This is a genomic window from Methanospirillum sp. (assembly GCF_028679455.1).
Classification (GTDB): domain Archaea; phylum Halobacteriota; class Methanomicrobia; order Methanomicrobiales; family Methanospirillaceae; genus Methanospirillum.
Genome location: NZ_JAJRBM010000243.1, coordinates 1 through 16,250, shown reverse-complemented (window position 1 = coordinate 16,250; position 16,250 = coordinate 1). Strand labels below are relative to the sequence as shown.

Below are 16,250 nucleotides of genomic sequence, written 5' to 3'. Positions count from 1 at the left end.
CATTGCCCCGACAACCACCGCAATCAGGATGATCACGGAGACCACATCGGTGATAGCTTGTTCCTGATTCATCATGGTATCTCTTATTACCGAATGTGAAGGAGTACGTACAATGGTTTCATTACCAACGTTGATATCAGATGTTTCATTCTATTACTCTCCTACCTTGGTAATCTGCGTATATTGTTTGAATAAAAATCCATCCTTATCTCCGATTCCTGTTCGCTGATAAAAAATATATACCGAGGTTCCTGGTTGCTTCAAATCCAATAGATCTCCAAATTTGAAACCATCTACCTTCTGTCTAAATAGGTTTCCTCCAATTGTAGTATCATTGATGAGATGAGTATTATTTGTGGGTGAATCAATGGTTATCCGAAGTTGGGTGGCATTGAGCGATTCTCCGCCGTTATGATATATTTTAATAATCCCGGACTCATTTATCGGGATAAGATCCACGTTCGGAAGATTCTGAACTCCAATATTGGAGTTTAGATATGCCCCGACAATGGAGAGGCCGATAATTCCAAGGCTCATAATAATGATTGTACCAATGATCTCTGAAACCGCAGAGTCTCTGAATTTCTTGCTCATATGAGTTTTTTTTCTATCATGAGACGTCTGGAACCTGTTGCTTGATCATTATAAACCACCTGAACTGATTGATACGATGTTTTTATCGGGTACTCGAGTCTCTCCCCGGTCTTCATAAATATCAATGATTGAGTGAGGTTTTCGGGTGGCGATCCATCTTTATGGGTTGCATTGATTAGTACAGAAATATTCTCTCCTCCTGATTGCATTACCCATACGGTTGTCTCGTTATTGGTGATCTCAAACTGGGTTTCCGGGATTTTTGGCGGGGGATATTGTGCATGTATCTGAGAAAGAATTACCATTGCAACCGCAACAAAGACGCCTGATAATAGTAATGCTCCGATCAATTCAGATATGGCAGGTTCATGATTCATGAACCCTGCCATCCGACCGGTTGGAGGTTAATTACGGCATCGACCTCTGAATAATCAACGGTAACATTATAGTCTGATGATGATGGATCTGTCACTGTAAGTTTTACTGTATTTTCACCTGGTGTTATGTTTGCCCATGAAGTATTGAACCCAGATGTCATATTTGCATCAGTTTTCGTTGAATTAAAAATATTTTTCCATCTATTAATCACTCCTATATCAGGACTATTGATAATTATCTCCACAGTTTTTGCATTTTCAGACAAGGGAGCGATATCATATTTGGTACTGCCTGAACTCAAAATTCCTTTTCGAATGCCTGTTACTCGTGAAGTGATCTGAACCGGTGTCGAACCGGCAACATTCCCCTCTACCCCTGTGATTCGCAACCTGGTGATGCTGATGAATGGGTGAGAGGTTGATGAATTTTTATCAACTCCAAGCGTAATGAGCGGGAGAACTTTCGAGACCGCAGTGTCATTCTGGACCAGAGAAACCCCTCCCAATTGATAACAATACTGCTGGGGTATCCAGTAATAGTTCGTTGCCGTGTATGAGAAATTACCCATTGGAACGGATCCGGTACTTTGGGTACTCTCCGGGTATGATGATCGTATTGCATTGTTTATTGTTGTCTGATTTATTGCTGTATTTAAGTCGATGTCATAATTCGGGGTAATATTTAACGTTCCAGTGTAGACATTTGCGAGTGAATCTTTGATTATTACCGGCCCCTGGGCATCCAGTCCATATGCAGGATCCTGAAGATTTATCCAGAATTCAGATATCTTCGTGTCAGAACTGTTCAACGTGAAATTTTGGAATACCTGGTAATTCATCGTTGCATTTCTTTTTACCAGACTCATGACAAGATCATACCGATAATTAGCCCTCATGTATCCTGCCCAATTATCGTTGGGAGTGGAAAACTTCGAAGCGTTTCCTGTTGAGTTAGTAATATAAAACGAGGGAACCCTGGTTAAGTTGATTGATACACTCCAGTTTGCCTTATCTGGTGATATCGAAGACTTTGGATAAATATCCATCAGATGGTAAGATAATGACTGATTGTTGGTGAAATCATTTGGGATTGTGGGGATATTTGTATCAGTAATAGGTATCCGGACCATATTCACAATTGAGACCGGGTATTGGGTCTGATAAATCAACATCTGCCGGTAGATATCAGGGTTAACCGTGATCTGGCTGCTTCCTGATATCGATGAAGAACTGCCTGCTCCATCTGTATGCGATTTGATGAGCCCAATTATTTTCACATCAATAGTTCCTGAATCAGCACTAGTATTGATCTCCATCCTACCAGCAGACCCCACAGGCTGGGCAAGCGGTAAGAACACAAAATCTCCCTGGGTCTTCTGCCCAATGGTTCCCATCTCAATATTCTGGCTGAGTGTTGTATTGATCTGTCCATTTACCCACAAAGAATCCAAAGCCATCTTGAAATCGATGAACTGATTCTTGATATAGGTCATGTGATCGATCTCTGCTTCCCTCCCATGAGCCGGAACTACATACGTTACATACAATGATCCAATAATAACGAGAATTGCAATGATCAGGATAAACCCGATCACCTCCGATAGCCCGGACTCTTTCTGCGTACCCACCATGACCAATGTTACCAGTATTGACCACTCAGGATATATACCTTTCAAATTTTGCCTCCTGGAGTTAGGCAACCGTTTAAAAAATGGTATTTCCCCTCTAAAACCTCTAAATCTCTGATATCTGGTGACTATCCATTGCCTAAGTAACCCCTCTTTGGATCAGAATTTTGATCTCGTCATTTCATACCTGAATCTCGATTTGACCTCCGATCTGATATGGTCCCAGACTTCTCCTTGGGGCCCTCTCTCTCAACCTGTGTATCTCACCTCAATCACCGAACAGGGAGAATAAATCATTTTCCTATGCCCCCTATATTCAATGAAATTCTTCAGGTAATCTCTCTATCAGGACACCCCATGAAACCGCATTCTCGACCCGCTATACTCGCACCCCGGATCTCTCATATTCGGGAATCTCTCTCACCAATGATATCTCCTTCAACTCATTTCTCCCCGATACAACCCGGAAGTTCATCAATCGGGCATATTGGTGAAACATTCTTTTTAAGTGGGACAGGGATACGATAGCTCATACCTCATGGATCTTGATCATCAGGATCAGATCCGTACGGGTGTCTCAATCATTAGTGAGAAGGTGATAGTTTGGCAGACAGAACGCTGCTTATATGTGCAGGTCTGGTAATCGTTGCTCTCCTGCTCTTTGCAGGAACCGGATTACTCCTCATGTACAAAGGAACCCCGGGTAATCTCCCTGCTGCGGGACCCTTCCAGAAGAACGATGAAAATATGGGATCCGCTGCTCATGGTTCCCCTTCAGAGCAGAAGTTCCAACCAGGCAACAACCTGGAACAAGGCCGGATGGTTCAACCTCAAGGCCAGCCGGGATCCCGGAATGATGGTGCTCCCTGTCCTGGTGAGCGTATCAACGCGAATAACAGAAACGGACCTGGTCCGGGATGTCCCTGTATGGAAAACCGCGGTAATCAGGTTCCCGGCAACGCTCCCGGCTTCGGTCCTGAAAAAGGTTTAAAACCTGGCCAGGATAAGATGGACTGCCTGATGAGCCACGGCAATCAGGTTCCCGGCAATGCTCCGGGCTCCGGTCCTGAGAGCGGTTCAAAACCCGGCCAGAATAAGATGGACTGCCTGATGAGCCACGACAATCAGGTTCCCGGTAACGGTCCCTGCTCTGGTCCTGAGAGCGGTTCAAAGGCCGGCCAGGATAAAATGGACTGCCCGATGAGCCATGACAATCAGGTTCCCGGTAACGCTCCGGGCTCCGGTCCTGAAAACGGTAACTGCCCGATGCATCAAAATGTGCAAGGGTGCCATGCCGGACATGCGGGTCATTCTCAACCGGGATTTGATGCAAAGCATAACTCTGCCCCTCAACACGGGCAGAAAGATTTTGATCAGAAAGGCCATGAAAACTCCCGGGGTCCGTGCCAATCTGAGCGGGATAATGCACCTGCTCGTGGTTAAGCCCCACTACTCGCCTGGAATTATCCCTGGGCCTGACAAAATCTGCTTTTTTTTGTTCAGGTGTTATTCAACAGTTGACCCTGAAGTGATACTGACATTGTAGGCTTTTAAAATTCGAAGAAAAAGTCCTATAGCAAGCTGATATGCCTTCTGACGTTGAGTTAGCCTCTATATGAGAATTCAGATTTTCAGTGGTTAATAAACGGGACATTAACCTTTTGCGGGCTCCATGAGTCCTGCCCTGACCAACGCTTCCCTAACCTCCCTCAGTTCGATACGCATCTCTGATACCTCCTGAGTTACAGTCTTTTTAAGATCTGAACGGACCCCTTTAATCTCCTGAAGCACATTATCCTGATTTACGATCATCTGGTCCTGTTTACCTAACATCTGGTCCTGTTTTTCCAGCATCTGATCTTGTTTATCTAACATCTGATCCTGTTTCCCGATCGAGGTTTCCATCATCGAAATAAGAACATCAGAATTATCTGAAGCCCTCTTACTATAGTGACCGATGATAGAAAGATGCTGAATCGCGGTATCCATTCGTTCTGCCAATTCTTCATCTGGATCCCCTCTGATAATCCGGAATGAAGAAACCGATCCGGTATAGACCTCTTCCCTGATCTCGACTGATTCAACAGATATCGGGTACTCACTAATCCGGATGTCAGAAATAAACTGCTCGATATTTTCAGATTTCCCTTCTGCTATTATCTCAGCATCAAGTTCATCCAGATTCCTGATCTGACCATAAATTCCTCCCTTGTTTGCGATTTTATGTACCCGATCCCGGTACCCAACCCGCTGGACATCCCCATGGACAATCAGAACAACCCGTCTCATACATGCTCCATGATCCCTGATCTGATCACGTATCTTACAATATTACCCCCATGTCGATATAGTTTCTGACCCTGTTCACTCTGCATACGAACCGATGGTCCGGTAGCAATTGATATCTCCCTGTTTATCCTCTGAACGAAGGTATGATTAGGGATCACTCTGAGTATACCTACTATGCGACTACTCACCGGTATCCTTCTCATCTGTCTGCTGCTGCTCTTGGTTCCGGTATCTCCTGCTGAAGATTCGACCGCCTGGTATGATAAGGGCGTTGAACTCATGAACCAGAGTAAGTACCCTGAAGCGGCTGCAGCGTTTCGCAACGCAACCACCATCGATCCCAATAATACCTGGGCGTGGCTGAATCTTGGAAAAGCCATGCAGGAGATGAACTGGATCACTCCCTCTTATGATGCATTTAAAAATGCAACCAACGTTGATGCAAACAATACCTGGGCATGGATATTCAGGGGTAACTTCCTGCAAAGCCGTGGTCAGATTCCCCAGGCCATCACCATGTATCAGGCAGCAATTAAGGGGGATTCGAAAAACTCATGGGCTTATTATCACTTGGGAACTGCATATCAGGCCCTGGCTCAGTACAAGGAAGCTAAGCAGGCTTTCACCAATGCGATAACCTATGATCCAAACAACGAATGGGCCTGGTACAATCTCGCCATGGTTCTGAAATCAGCCGGTGATTTCCCAGGATATCAGGTGAACCTGAAAAAAGCTATAGCGTTGGATCCCGAACTCCCCAAAAAGGTCGGGTTGAGTACCTGATCCAAAGATCAGGTTCTACCGATACTGGGTATCCCTTTTTGATCTTCATTTTCAGCGGATTGACGTGTTTCAATCAGGTGAATCGTTTCCCATATGTCGATTCGTCCGGTGCATCCCTCACAGTAGCATATTCATGTGCACGACCTGATCAGGATTACGTAACTTTATCCTGATCGTTACTCCGTGAACCAGGACTCCAGGCACCATCTGAAGTAAATGCAGGTTGTCCCTGTTGATTGAACTGATTCTTTGTTGATCCCATGAACGTGGCACTATTGTCCTTCATCAGTAGGAAAAAATGTATATCCGGTATACCTATACTGGTCATGAAGATACGGGCTGTCATATCAGGCAGGTCTGTTCACGATGTAGGGTATCGGATTTTTCTTCTCAATAAGGCTCTCTCTGAGGGGATAGAGGGATTTTCCGCATCGAATGTAACAAGCCCTGACGGTTCCGGACAGGTAATTGTTCTTGCAGAAGGAGATGAGGAAGCAATCTCCGAGTTCTCAGCATATATCAATGATCAGATTCCTCCTCATGCCGAAGTAGCATCGGTGGTAATCGAGCCATATGAACGCAAGATCATGAGGACCATCGATTACATGCATCTGATTCAAGTTGAACAACTCGATAAGGGTATCCCTGCCATACTCAGTATCAAAAATTCCCAGGATCAAATGTTGAGCAAGCAAGATCAGATGCTTACTAAACAGGACAGTACCATCAGCGAGATCCATGGATTGAGGACAGATCTGAAGACTGATATGAATGAACGGTTCAATAAAATTGAGACCGAACTTCAGACGATAAAAGACGCCCTACATCGATCCGGAATCATGGCATAATATTCTGCCTGATTCTCTTTTTGGAATTAAAAACCGGATCCACGGGAGGCCACTGGTGAAGGATCACTATCAGTATCGGTTTTTCTGTACGATGATAACCGGCCGAAGACGCTGAAGGTATGGGTTCTGATGAAGAATGTGATGGCGGACTTAACTTTCATGTACTGAACCATCATCTGTGTGCTGATCCACCGTTTTCAGACCACTCTGGAAGATAACCTCAAGCAACCAGGGTTTTTAAGATAGTACCGGTAACATTCTAGCTCTTCTGCTATGACATAGGAAATGGCACGATCTATTATCCCCCCTTCATGCCCTCAGTCTCCTGGTTCCTCTCCTCTCTGAATTTCACATACTAATTTTTATATAAGATACTCAATATAGGTAACATACAGATATCTGCCCTGTTTATGTGCCTGCCGCCCGGGAGGAGTATCGGAGGAATTCCATGAAGGAAGAAGAAGATGATATGCTCGAGTTGCTCGATGATGAGGATCTGCTTGCAGAATCAGCAGAACACGCAGCAGCTGAACATATTGATAGTACATACGAGTCATCGGAAGACTCACCAGATGACACTTTAGAGCTCGATGAGTCAGATGACATAACGCCGGCTACTGCTAATACCGATGAGTCATCGGATGAATCAGTCGATGACGAACTGGAACTCGATGAGTCTGATGAAGAGGAGCCGGAGATCAGTATTGATCAGGGATCAGAACCTCCTGAAGAGGAACAACCTGAAAAAGAGGGAATCGAGATTGATATCAGACTCCTCATTGTCGCAGCAGTAGCAATTGCAGTGATTCTGATCGCGGCTGTCTTTTTCGTAATGCCAATGTTCTCAGACAAGGCACCAGACGTGACCATCAACCCGAGTCAGACCGGAGAAGATCTCTTCCTCTATCATGCAGGTGGATCTCCGCTAACCCAGGAGCACCTCCGTGTTCAGATCAACGGGGCACTGGTTTCACCTGACAAATATATGTTAATGGGTGGGGGAACATGGCCCTGGACATCGGGCACGGTACTTAAGGTGGATACTTCCGGTTATGTAAAACCTGCAACCGTTACCCTGCTGTACGTGCCAAAGTCAACTGAATACACCGTATTTACGACCACCGTGCAGCCTACTCCGACTCCCACACCCACTCCTGAACCGGTGATAACTCCTGATCAACAGCCGGCTGGTGAGGGCACCCCCTCTGAAATGCCTGCGACGCAACTGAAAGAGACACCAGGGGTAGCGGGAACACCACTGGTACCGGTAGCTCCGCTAAACACGGTTGCACCGGTTGTTCAGAGTGTAACATCAGGATCGATTGTGATGGATGTCCAGCCAGCAGCCGGAGCTGCACCGCTTACCGTGCAGTGTAATGATCTCACCTCCGGGTGTATCAGAAACCGCGTCTGGGACTTTGGTGACGGGCAGACAACCATGAAACGAAACCCGGTACACATCTATCCGTTCCCGGGTACGTACAATATCTCTCTTGATGTCAGGTTCTGTGATCCTGAAGACGACGCAGTGGTTCCCCCGGTCCGCCAGATTGTGGTGGCACCCTCCAGCCGGCAGGATACTCTTGCCCAGGGAACCGGGAAAGCAGAGGTCCTTCCTGGCGGAAAGATATTCTTTGTCGTGAAGGGGCCGGGAACCAATGTGCGGATTGGTGGACGGGATCAGTACCTGCAATCAGGAGATCACGTTGAGTTACTGCTGGGAAGCGGGGGAAGTGGCGACATCTCGGTAGTATCCCAGGCTCTTTTAAAATGCGACTACAGCAACGTGACGATGGTGGTTAATGGAGAAGAGGTTCATAATGGTACGATCTCGGTCATCAATATCGACAAATATCTTGAGTTCGAGACTGCCGACCTGACCATCAATGTACAGGCAGGCAGGGACGGGGCCAAAGGTCTTGTCGGAGGGCAGCCGGTTATCAACGCAGCGCCAGCACAGAAGATCACCTTCAGCAATGTCGGATTGGATTCCTCTGGAAAACTCCTCCTGAGTTTCCAGAATACAGCAGGGTTTACCTTCCGGGGTGGAGTCGGGTCATACGATGTCTCCACCCCTTCCTCATCATGAACTGATAACCATCGGTACAAATAGAAGCAGGTTCAACAATTTCAGGTAAGATATGAAACGTAATCCCGCTGAAAATGGGGCAGCGGGTCGTCAGATATTCGGATGGGTGTTACGATAATGCGATATGATCAAGCAATGTCTCAAATGCAGACGATCATCATACTTTCGGTGGTGATGATTGTCCTCTTTGTTCTTGGGCTCTCTCTTGTCTTGTGGAACCCAATCACTGAGAAGATCCCGAAAGCGTCAATCTCCATCGAGGGGGAGGGAGATTCGATAGTGATGCATCATGTGAGCGGGGATCCGCTCCCTTCTGATCGGTTGGTTCTCAGGGTCAACGGCGATGTGGTGAACAATCAGAATCTGAACTTTATGAACGGGGCATGGCCCTGGTCTGAAGGAGAGAATGCACAGATCTTTTACCCAGCTCCTGAATCTCCACGGGTAGTGGAGATCTATTACATGACCGATAAGGGTGAGAGCATTCTTATTGACAAGGCCAGGATCGAGCCACCACCCAAGGTGAGTGCAACACCGATTCCGGTTGAGATCGTAGCAAATGCAACACCAACGCAGGCGGCTACGATCATACCGATCCAGCTCAACGATGCAGATCCCTACCAGCCACCGGCAGCAGATTTCTCTGCTGAACCAATGGTGGGAGATCCACCTCTCACCGTCACATTCCGTGACATGAGTTACGGGAAGGTCAATACCTGGCTCTGGAGCTTTGGTGACGGTACGACCTCTACTCTGCAGAATCCGGTACACACCTACTTTGTACCAAACACCTACTCGGTAAGTCTGCTTGTATCCAATCCGTACGGCTCCAACCGGAAGACTTCTGAGAACTTCATCACCATCGGTTCACCACCGATGGCGAACTATCTGGCAGAACCGATGAGTGGTCAGGCTCCCCTGACCGTGCAGTTCACTGACTTGTCGACCGGAAACCCGAAACAGTATGAATGGTCGTTTGGAGACGGTGCCCAGTCTACTGAAAAGAACCCGGTTCATATCTTCCAGAATGGTGGAAATTACAACGTTACCCTGACGGTTACGAATGCGTACGGTACACATAAATTCTCATCCCCGACCGGAATCAACGTCACTGCTCCGACCAAGATGGATGTCTATATGACAAACAGCCTGGCAGGATCAATAGAGCCTGATGGGTACATCAGAATGCGGATCACGGATCCGGTCAGTTCAATCAAGATCGCAGGTAAGTTCTACCAGTTTGAGCCCGGCGATATCATTCAACTGATCTTTGGGGGAGGTTCATCAGATGGAACCATCTCAACCGATAAGAACCAGTTCGTCTCGTTCAACTTCAATGATATTACCCTGGTCAAGAATGAGGAAATTCTGGCACGCGGGCCGGTGAACGATGTAAAGATCGGGGGATACGACAGTTTCTCCTCTACTCTCAACCTTACCATTCCGGCAGGGGATGTGTATGATAAACTCTTCATCGATCAGGAAGAGTACAAATATGTCAAGACACCCAGGCTCAGATTCGTATCGCTCGGACCTGGCAGCGACCAGAAGTTCTTCTACCAGAAATCAAGCAGAGCCATGAACTTCCAGGGTGGTATCACCGAGTTCCAGCGTGGATAACTTCCCTCGTTTTAAAATCTTTTTTTTAGCTCCCATATTCTGACGGGCAGATATTCATCCTTGCAGTCCTGAATATGTACAGATAGTATGCACCTGTCATTCCCTCCCCTCCTGGTTATGTTCCTGCTGATCTGTGCAGGGATCCTTGTTCCGGTGGAAGCTGCTCCTGCCGGAAACACATCGGTTCTGTACTCAACCGACTTCTCGCAGGATACCGGCTGGGTTACCAACAGCCATGATAGTTATTTCCTTGAGAATGCGACCGGACGGTATCATTACCTGATTGAAGGAGGCACCGGCAGTTACAGTACCTATACCCTCCCGGAAAAGGTGAACGGGCCATTTGTTCTTGAGTTCGATGTTACACCGGTGAAATCTGATGAATCTGCGACCTTCAGGTTTGGGATTGGTACTGATAAAAAAGACAATCAGAAAGGTCCCCTGCTCATGGTGGAGTTAGCAAACAAGAAAGACGGCAAACTCTTCTATGTAAAGACCATCTCAAAGGAGAATGCACTGAATCTGGTTGGTTCCAGTCCGTCAACCGGCAGCGCTGGATCCACGGTCAGGTTTGAGGACAACAGTACCTATCACGTGAAACTAACCTACTACGCTACTGACAGCCGCGTAAGCATTGTGGTTCAGGAGCCAGGATCATCTGGTATTCTCTTCAGTACTTCAGCGCCGGTGTCAGGAAAGATTGTGGATCTCTCCCATCTCCTTCTGACTGCAGTTGGTGACGGTACATCAGGACCGCAGGCAGAAGGATACATTGATAATATCAAGTTGACACTTTCTGAATCCCAGCCTACGATCACCCCGACACAAACCATTGCCGAGGAGATAACTACCGTTCCTACTCTTGATACCCATGAGATGGTAAAGGCAGAAGAGCCTGCACCGGTCCTTACTGTCTCCTCCTCTCGGACCCCGTTCCCGACTCCGCCAACTCCGGCTCCCACCGAAACCCCGAAGTCAGGAGCCGGCCCCCTGGTTATTCTTCCTGCTCTTGCCGGTGGAGTCCTCCTCGCCATTCGGAGAAGATCATGACTGACGAACATATTATCGAAGCAATTGGTCGTTCCCGGATCGTGGTCCGGAACGGGAAAGTGGTCGAGGTAGGAGAGGCAGTCATCACCGACTGTCCGCTTGCCAAACGGTTTGCATGCCCGGTTGAGGATTTCACTCCAGAAGCGATACAAAAGAATATTGAGAACCGGATATCCTCGTTCGGGATGTGTACCCCTGATCGGATCCTCACCTCTGATGACGACTTTGTCGGATTCGGAGCATCAGAACTGACCCGGACCGGTCTTGCAAGTGATATCATCGATGCTGCAGTGCTGGCCTGTGACGGAGCCGGGACCGTTGTGGTGACCGATCCGGCCATGGCCCAGGGAATTGGCGGCCGGATGTCAGGACTAGTCTCAACTTCGCCGATCCCCTCAGTCATCGATCGTATCGTTGCCGGTGGTGGAATTGTTCCTGATCCCACACATGCATCGATGGACCCGGTTGCCGGGGTCAGAGCTGCCCAAAAGGCAGGGTATTCACGGCTTCTGGTCACCGTGGCAGGTGCGGATGCTGCTGAGGCGGTCAAAGCCGCTGATCCACAGGCACTCATTATGGCAGTGCACGTCACCGGCATGTCCCATGATGATGCGGTCAGGATTGCCGCGGTTGCAGATATAGCCACCAGTTGTGCTTCGGCTCATATCAGGGAAGTATGTGGAGCAAAGGCACTGATGCAGGCAGGAACTGCGGTTCCGATCTTTATCCTGACCCCCAGGGGTAAAACACTCCTCCTCGCCAGGCTTGCGGTCATTCCCAACCAGATACTGGTAAATCATACCCGGCTTCCGGTTGCCGGGCCAAAGGTTCCGGATCCCCTGGTCTGACCCGGTTCCCGGTTATTCCATATTTTTACGCCGCTCTTCTTCTAGCTCGATGGCTGCTTCTTTTCTTCGCTTGACATGAAAGAGCCGGCTTGTATCTTCCCGTTCAATCTCATCACGCATCCGTGACAGGTACTGTTCGGTTTCTTCAAGCGTGGGGATAACCAGATGTTCCAGGGCTTTGACCCTCCTGCTGATTCGTTCGATATCAGTAAGGAGATGTTTGAGTGTGGCCTCACTCCCGGCATAGGCGATGATGGTCGCGAGAAGATCCTCGTATGCATCAGCAAGATCATCGATCACGAGTGAGGTCCCGAGCAGCCCGTATCCCCGTTCGATAACATCCTTGTTGATGTTAGTGCCGGTGATGACCGGCACCCTGACACCGAACAGGTTCCGCTGTGAAAGCTCGATCTCGGGTCTTACCTCCACCGAGTATGCGGCAACCGTCATACCAACCGTTCCTTCCATCATGTATGCGGCAGCGATCAGAAACCGGGTGCGGTTGAACCTGGCGATGAGCAGGTCATACTCCTTCTTCACCTCGGGGGTGAGGCGGATGACTTCCATGATCATCCCATCCAGCTTCATGCTGAGGATCTTGTATGCCTTACGTGCCATCCTGAGCCGGCTGCGTAGTGCAAGAAGCCCCGCACGGGTTGGTTTCACATCAGTCTGGTATGCCATTGCTTCTCCTACAGGATCAGGTACCGTTTGATAGAATCAGGATCAAGGCCAAACTGCTTTCCTCTAGCGATAGCTCGCAGGTTTATCATCTCATACCGCTTGTGCTCAAGGTACGAAAGGATTGGCAGGACCGAGAACGGGTACCGGCGTGAGATCTGGTCAAGCCGGTGGAGTCTGAGTCTGGTAACTGCCATCATCATCGAAAAGAGGGGAGTTTTCCGCTCTGACCATCGCTTCCAGATGATATCAGCGGCATCCGCCTCACAAACCTGGTTATCGCATCTGATCTCCTGTAACGCCTCCATCAGAATTGGAAGAATTTTTGCCTGTTGCATACCGGCAATGAACTGCTGTTTATCTTCAACCGGGTACATCTGCTGGAAGTACTCAGGATGGAGGTTCCCTCCCGGGATCATATACGGTCTGATATCATTGATCCTGCTTCCTGCCCGTAATCTGAACAGATTTCTGATGTTGGTAATATCAATCTCAAACCTGAGATAAGGCAGTATGGTGTTCCCTCCCCGGATTCCAGATTTTGCATCCCTGAACAGGTTTTTGTAAAATGACATATAGAGGGCGTTCTCTACCTCTGCAAAGAGACCCTTGTGATATCCACCTGCAACATACTGTTCAAGAACTCCGTGCAACTCCCATCCCTTCAGCCCATCAATGATATCAGCAAGGGTTCGCTGGGAAAGGAGGAATTCTGCCCTTGCTTCTTTGATCCATCCTGCCGGAATGAGCACCTGTCTGACCTGATCAACCGGGATACCAAACTGTCTACTCCGGAGAACGAGCATCACATTCCAGATATCCCACCTGGCAACGTATCGCTCCGTAAGTTCATGGAGAGCCCCCGGGGTGATTGATATCACACTCTGATAGGTCTCTGCGAAGTTTCTGGTAAGGGCCCCTTCTATGAGACTGATTCCGGTGAGGCTTCCGGCGAGTTCGTTAACCTCATTCTGGTATTCAGTCTCTCCGATAAACCGGATGATCTGATTCAGATCCATATTCAGAAGCCGCATGTACTGATCGCGTGGTATCAGGCGTGATTTCCTGACCGTCAGGCGGGTACAAATATAGATATATGCGGTTGGGGTGACTGGAAAGTAGTGCAGTTTTGTCCTCCTGCTTTTGATACGGTTCATCTCTGAACCTTATAGATGCACGGGTACCGGGTAGCCTGACTTAAATGATGAAAGAAAGGGATCAGAATTCTCAATATGGTGTGAGTAGTAATAACTTTCTAATGTGATGCAACTCCCGCTCTGTTGTGCATACCTTACTCATCGGGGATACCTGCGATCAGGCAATGAAGACAGCCTCCTCGTTGCCGGAACCGTAACCAGCATGTCCGGAATGGATCAGGCTGCGGTACTGGAGGTTCCTGCTCTTCCTGCCCTGTTTGCGGTGGCTGACGGGATTGGCGGGGCTGCCCATGGTGAGGTGGCAAGCCGCATGGTTCTTGAGTTCTGCTCCCGGTCCGTGGTTCCCCCGTCATCTGATGCGATCATTGCGATGATCGCGGGTGCTAAAGATCATCTTGACGGGGTGGTCAGGAGAGATCCCTCATATTCCGGATTTGGTACAACCGTGGCAGGAGTTGCGGTATTTCCAGATTATGCACTTATCTTTAACTGCGGTGATTCACGAGTCTACCTGATCCATGAGGGAGAAATTGGCAGGCTCTCTCATGATCACTCCCTGGTTCAGGAACTCTGTGACCAGGGTATCATCACCGATGAGCAGATGTATACCCATCAGTACCGCAATATCATCACCGCATCGGTATCTGGTGATCTGCTCAGACCTGCACCCCCTGTCCTGGTAACCCGGCTTCCCCGCCCGGGGTCCGGCCGTCTTCTGCTCTGTACAGACGGAGTGTGGGAAGTAATACGGGATACCCTCCTTCTCTCGCTTGGCTCGGATGCTGATATCCAGGCTGCTGCGAACTCCCTGCTTCGTGCATGCCTGGCAGGTGGAGGGCCTGATAATATCACCCTCATCCTGATCGATATCTGATCAGGAAACCGGTGTTCCTGTCTGCTTCTCTTCTTCAGGTTGTGAGATTCCTGGCACTTTCAGCAATATCAGGTTCATGGGTGGCGGATGGAACAGTACCATTCAGGAGAGAAGATATCCCCTCTTCACGGTCCGCAGCGATTGGGGTTGCCACCCCGTCTTTGATTGAGATCATACTGATGTCACCTACATCCTGTTTTCCATCAGGTGTCTCAATCATCAATGCCGAGGCATATACCCCGTCCGGAAGCATACCGTTGACGATCTCCACGCCACCGGTGAGATTCATCGCTCCTACCTGACTGAGCCCGAGTTCGTTTCCTTCGAGATCGTATGCAGATGCATAGGTCAGCATTCCGTCACCGGATCCCGGGGTAAAACCGGTCCTTGAAAAGACCGTCTCATTATCCATGACCGAATATGGCCTGAGTGAAAATTTGGTCCAGTCCTCGTCAGGATCGATATAGGCATACAATACCGAATCGTATGGGGTTCCGTTGCGAAACAGGTCAACCTCTGAGATATACTTGCTGATTCCCGTGGTGGTTGAGTCTCCATAATAGAGATCAATCAGTGCGACGTGTGAGGGATTGCTGGTGTCCTGCAGGTAATACCACTTACCATCCCAGTCAGGAAGTTGGTATGTACCGTTCTCTTGAGGTTCCAGGGGCATGGTTCCGAGCTGGAGCAGTTCAGTCTCATTTGAGACTGCCAGATAGACAACAGAGACCGATTCAGATCCGGTAGGTTCAACAATCTGGTAACTGTCAGTTCCCACGCTTACCATATCGGAGGGAGGAAGTGTCCTGTTCACCTCATTCCTGAGGTTCCTGGTGAAGGTATCCCATGCAGGGCTTATTGCGAGGACATCTGCTTCATCCTGATAGGTCTGTTCTGAAACGGTGAGCGGATCTGCAAGGGAGAGGCCGGTGGTAGTACCAAGGAGTTCATCATGGGCAACGTAAACCACGGTCTTATTCAGGGCTGATGATAGTTTTTCTGCCGCAGGTGCTGCATCAGGCACCGCGGTCTTCAGAGAGGCAGCCAGGGTGCCAAGATCGATTGCACCAAAGGAGGGGCTGTCCCCTAAGTTCTCGCCAAACCGGGTGGCTTTTTCATATGCCCGTGCGATCGGAAGTACTGACTGTTCCGGAAGTTCTGTTGAATCAAGCGCAGTTCCCAGATCACTGAGCCCGTCGATAACCTGCCCGATACTGCTGAGATTAATAAGCGCTTCAGTATTTCCCAGTGGTTTCTCTTTTTCAATAAATGTACTGATGATCGATCTTCCAATCTGTTCAGGGCTTTGTGCCGGGTCTGCTGCCAGAATGGGAACCCATTTGTCATAACTCCATCCACCTGCACTGATCTCCTCTGATGCCAGCATATACCCGGCATAGGGCTCAAGGCTT

The 16,250-nt window shown here is 48.6% G+C and carries 15 protein-coding genes; 8 read left to right on the top strand and 7 right to left on the bottom strand.

Translation table 11 applies throughout. The features are described from left to right. Positions 1–153: 153 nt before the first annotated feature. The 3 genes from LUQ50_RS08190 to LUQ50_RS08180 are packed head-to-tail and all read right to left on the bottom strand — an operon-like array spanning position 154 to position 2,602. Entirely contained in the window at positions 154–594 is a 441-nt protein-coding gene (locus LUQ50_RS08190; RefSeq protein ID WP_300038970.1) for a type IV pilin N-terminal domain-containing protein, read from the bottom strand. After that, the gene (locus LUQ50_RS08185) at positions 591–971 is read right to left on the bottom strand and encodes a hypothetical protein (RefSeq protein ID WP_300038968.1); all 381 of its coding nucleotides are present in this window, start codon (positions 969–971) and stop codon (positions 591–593) included. Before LUQ50_RS08185 ends, LUQ50_RS08190 begins: the two co-directional genes overlap by 4 nt. Then, positions 968–2,602, bottom strand: a complete 1,635-nt coding sequence (locus LUQ50_RS08180) for a hypothetical protein (RefSeq protein WP_300038965.1) — start codon at positions 2,600–2,602, stop codon at positions 968–970. Before LUQ50_RS08180 ends, LUQ50_RS08185 begins: the two co-directional genes overlap by 4 nt. A 600-nt stretch (positions 2,603–3,202) precedes the next feature. Between LUQ50_RS08180 and LUQ50_RS08175 the strand changes: the two genes are divergently transcribed. Continuing rightward, positions 3,203–4,042 carry a hypothetical protein gene (locus tag LUQ50_RS08175; protein ID WP_300038962.1) on the top strand — a complete coding sequence of 280 codons (840 nt, stop codon included), beginning with the start codon at positions 3,203–3,205 and terminating at the stop codon, positions 4,040–4,042. A gap of 210 nt (positions 4,043–4,252) precedes the next feature. Here LUQ50_RS08175 and LUQ50_RS08170 read toward each other — a convergent pair whose 3' ends face one another. Further along, on the bottom strand, positions 4,253–4,888 hold the full coding sequence (locus tag LUQ50_RS08170; protein WP_300038960.1) for an acylphosphatase: 636 nt from the start codon (positions 4,886–4,888) through the stop codon (positions 4,253–4,255). 174 nt (positions 4,889–5,062) lie between these two features. Here LUQ50_RS08170 and LUQ50_RS08165 point away from each other — a divergent pair, with 174 nt between their 5' ends. The 6 genes from LUQ50_RS08165 to LUQ50_RS08140 all read left to right on the top strand — a co-directional run bounded on the left by LUQ50_RS08165 (position 5,063) and on the right by LUQ50_RS08140 (position 12,126). Beyond that, positions 5,063–5,671, top strand: a complete 609-nt coding sequence (locus LUQ50_RS08165; protein ID WP_300038957.1) for a tetratricopeptide repeat protein — start codon at positions 5,063–5,065, stop codon at positions 5,669–5,671. A 326-nt stretch (positions 5,672–5,997) separates the two neighbouring features. Further along, complete coding sequence (locus tag LUQ50_RS08160; protein WP_300038954.1) at positions 5,998–6,519, top strand: acylphosphatase; 522 nt, start codon at positions 5,998–6,000, stop codon at positions 6,517–6,519. Between the two features lie 448 nt (positions 6,520–6,967). Next, positions 6,968–8,608, top strand: a complete 1,641-nt coding sequence (locus tag LUQ50_RS08155; protein ID WP_300038951.1) for a PKD domain-containing protein — start codon at positions 6,968–6,970, stop codon at positions 8,606–8,608. 102 nt (positions 8,609–8,710) lie between these two features. Continuing rightward, positions 8,711–10,228 (top strand): PKD domain-containing protein, encoded by a 1,518-nt coding sequence (locus LUQ50_RS08150; protein ID WP_300038949.1) that lies wholly within the window; start codon positions 8,711–8,713, stop codon positions 10,226–10,228. An 87-nt stretch (positions 10,229–10,315) separates the two neighbouring features. Next, positions 10,316–11,278, top strand: coding sequence for a hypothetical protein (locus LUQ50_RS08145; protein WP_300038947.1), 963 nt, complete (start codon positions 10,316–10,318; stop codon positions 11,276–11,278). Beyond that, entirely contained in the window at positions 11,275–12,126 is an 852-nt protein-coding gene (locus tag LUQ50_RS08140) for a methanogenesis marker 8 protein (protein WP_300038944.1), read from the top strand. The genes LUQ50_RS08145 and LUQ50_RS08140 overlap by 4 nt, the downstream gene beginning before the upstream one ends. Positions 12,127–12,138: 12 nt before the next feature. Here the strand turns inward: LUQ50_RS08140 and LUQ50_RS08135 are convergent, their stop codons facing one another. Together LUQ50_RS08135 and LUQ50_RS08130 are read right to left on the bottom strand one after the other, a co-directional pair. Then, positions 12,139–12,810: a V-type ATP synthase subunit D gene (locus LUQ50_RS08135; protein WP_300038941.1), complete on the bottom strand. Its 672-nt coding sequence runs from the start codon at positions 12,808–12,810 to the stop codon at positions 12,139–12,141. Positions 12,811–12,818: 8 nt separating this feature from the next. Next, complete coding sequence (locus LUQ50_RS08130) at positions 12,819–13,964, bottom strand: V-type ATP synthase subunit C (protein WP_300038938.1); 1,146 nt, start codon at positions 13,962–13,964, stop codon at positions 12,819–12,821. A gap of 106 nt (positions 13,965–14,070) precedes the next feature. Here LUQ50_RS08130 and LUQ50_RS08125 point away from each other — a divergent pair, with 106 nt between their 5' ends. Beyond that, the gene (locus tag LUQ50_RS08125) at positions 14,071–14,838 is read left to right on the top strand and encodes a protein phosphatase 2C domain-containing protein (protein WP_300038935.1); all 768 of its coding nucleotides are present in this window, start codon (positions 14,071–14,073) and stop codon (positions 14,836–14,838) included. Positions 14,839–14,872: 34 nt separating this feature from the next. On the opposite strand, the gene LUQ50_RS08120 is transcribed toward LUQ50_RS08125, so the two are convergent. Next, positions 14,873–16,250 (bottom strand): hypothetical protein (locus tag LUQ50_RS08120; protein ID WP_300038932.1); only part of this gene is annotated, 1,378 nt, incomplete at its 5' end.

What these genes read in the sequence shown, in the direction of transcription:
- LUQ50_RS08190 (WP_300038970.1), bottom strand. Translation starts at nt 594, where the DNA reads ATGAGCAAGAAATTCAGAGACTCTGCGGTTTCAGAGATCATTGGTACA.
- LUQ50_RS08185 (WP_300038968.1), bottom strand. Translation starts at nt 971, where the DNA reads ATGAATCATGAACCTGCCATATCTGAATTGATCGGAGCATTACTATTA.
- LUQ50_RS08180 (WP_300038965.1), bottom strand. Translation starts at nt 2,602, where the DNA reads ATGGTGGGTACGCAGAAAGAGTCCGGGCTATCGGAGGTGATCGGGTTT.
- LUQ50_RS08170 (WP_300038960.1), bottom strand. Translation starts at nt 4,888, where the DNA reads ATGAGACGGGTTGTTCTGATTGTCCATGGGGATGTCCAGCGGGTTGGG.
- LUQ50_RS08165 (WP_300038957.1), top strand. Translation starts at nt 5,063, where the DNA reads ATGCGACTACTCACCGGTATCCTTCTCATCTGTCTGCTGCTGCTCTTG.
- LUQ50_RS08160 (WP_300038954.1), top strand. Translation starts at nt 5,998, where the DNA reads ATGAAGATACGGGCTGTCATATCAGGCAGGTCTGTTCACGATGTAGGG.
- LUQ50_RS08155 (WP_300038951.1), top strand. Translation starts at nt 6,968, where the DNA reads ATGAAGGAAGAAGAAGATGATATGCTCGAGTTGCTCGATGATGAGGAT.
- LUQ50_RS08150 (WP_300038949.1), top strand. Translation starts at nt 8,711, where the DNA reads ATGGGTGTTACGATAATGCGATATGATCAAGCAATGTCTCAAATGCAG.
- LUQ50_RS08145 (WP_300038947.1), top strand. Translation starts at nt 10,316, where the DNA reads ATGCACCTGTCATTCCCTCCCCTCCTGGTTATGTTCCTGCTGATCTGT.
- LUQ50_RS08140 (WP_300038944.1), top strand. Translation starts at nt 11,275, where the DNA reads ATGACTGACGAACATATTATCGAAGCAATTGGTCGTTCCCGGATCGTG.
- LUQ50_RS08135 (WP_300038941.1), bottom strand. Translation starts at nt 12,810, where the DNA reads ATGGCATACCAGACTGATGTGAAACCAACCCGTGCGGGGCTTCTTGCA.
- LUQ50_RS08130 (WP_300038938.1), bottom strand. Translation starts at nt 13,964, where the DNA reads ATGAACCGTATCAAAAGCAGGAGGACAAAACTGCACTACTTTCCAGTC.
- LUQ50_RS08125 (WP_300038935.1), top strand. Translation starts at nt 14,071, where the DNA reads ATGCAACTCCCGCTCTGTTGTGCATACCTTACTCATCGGGGATACCTG.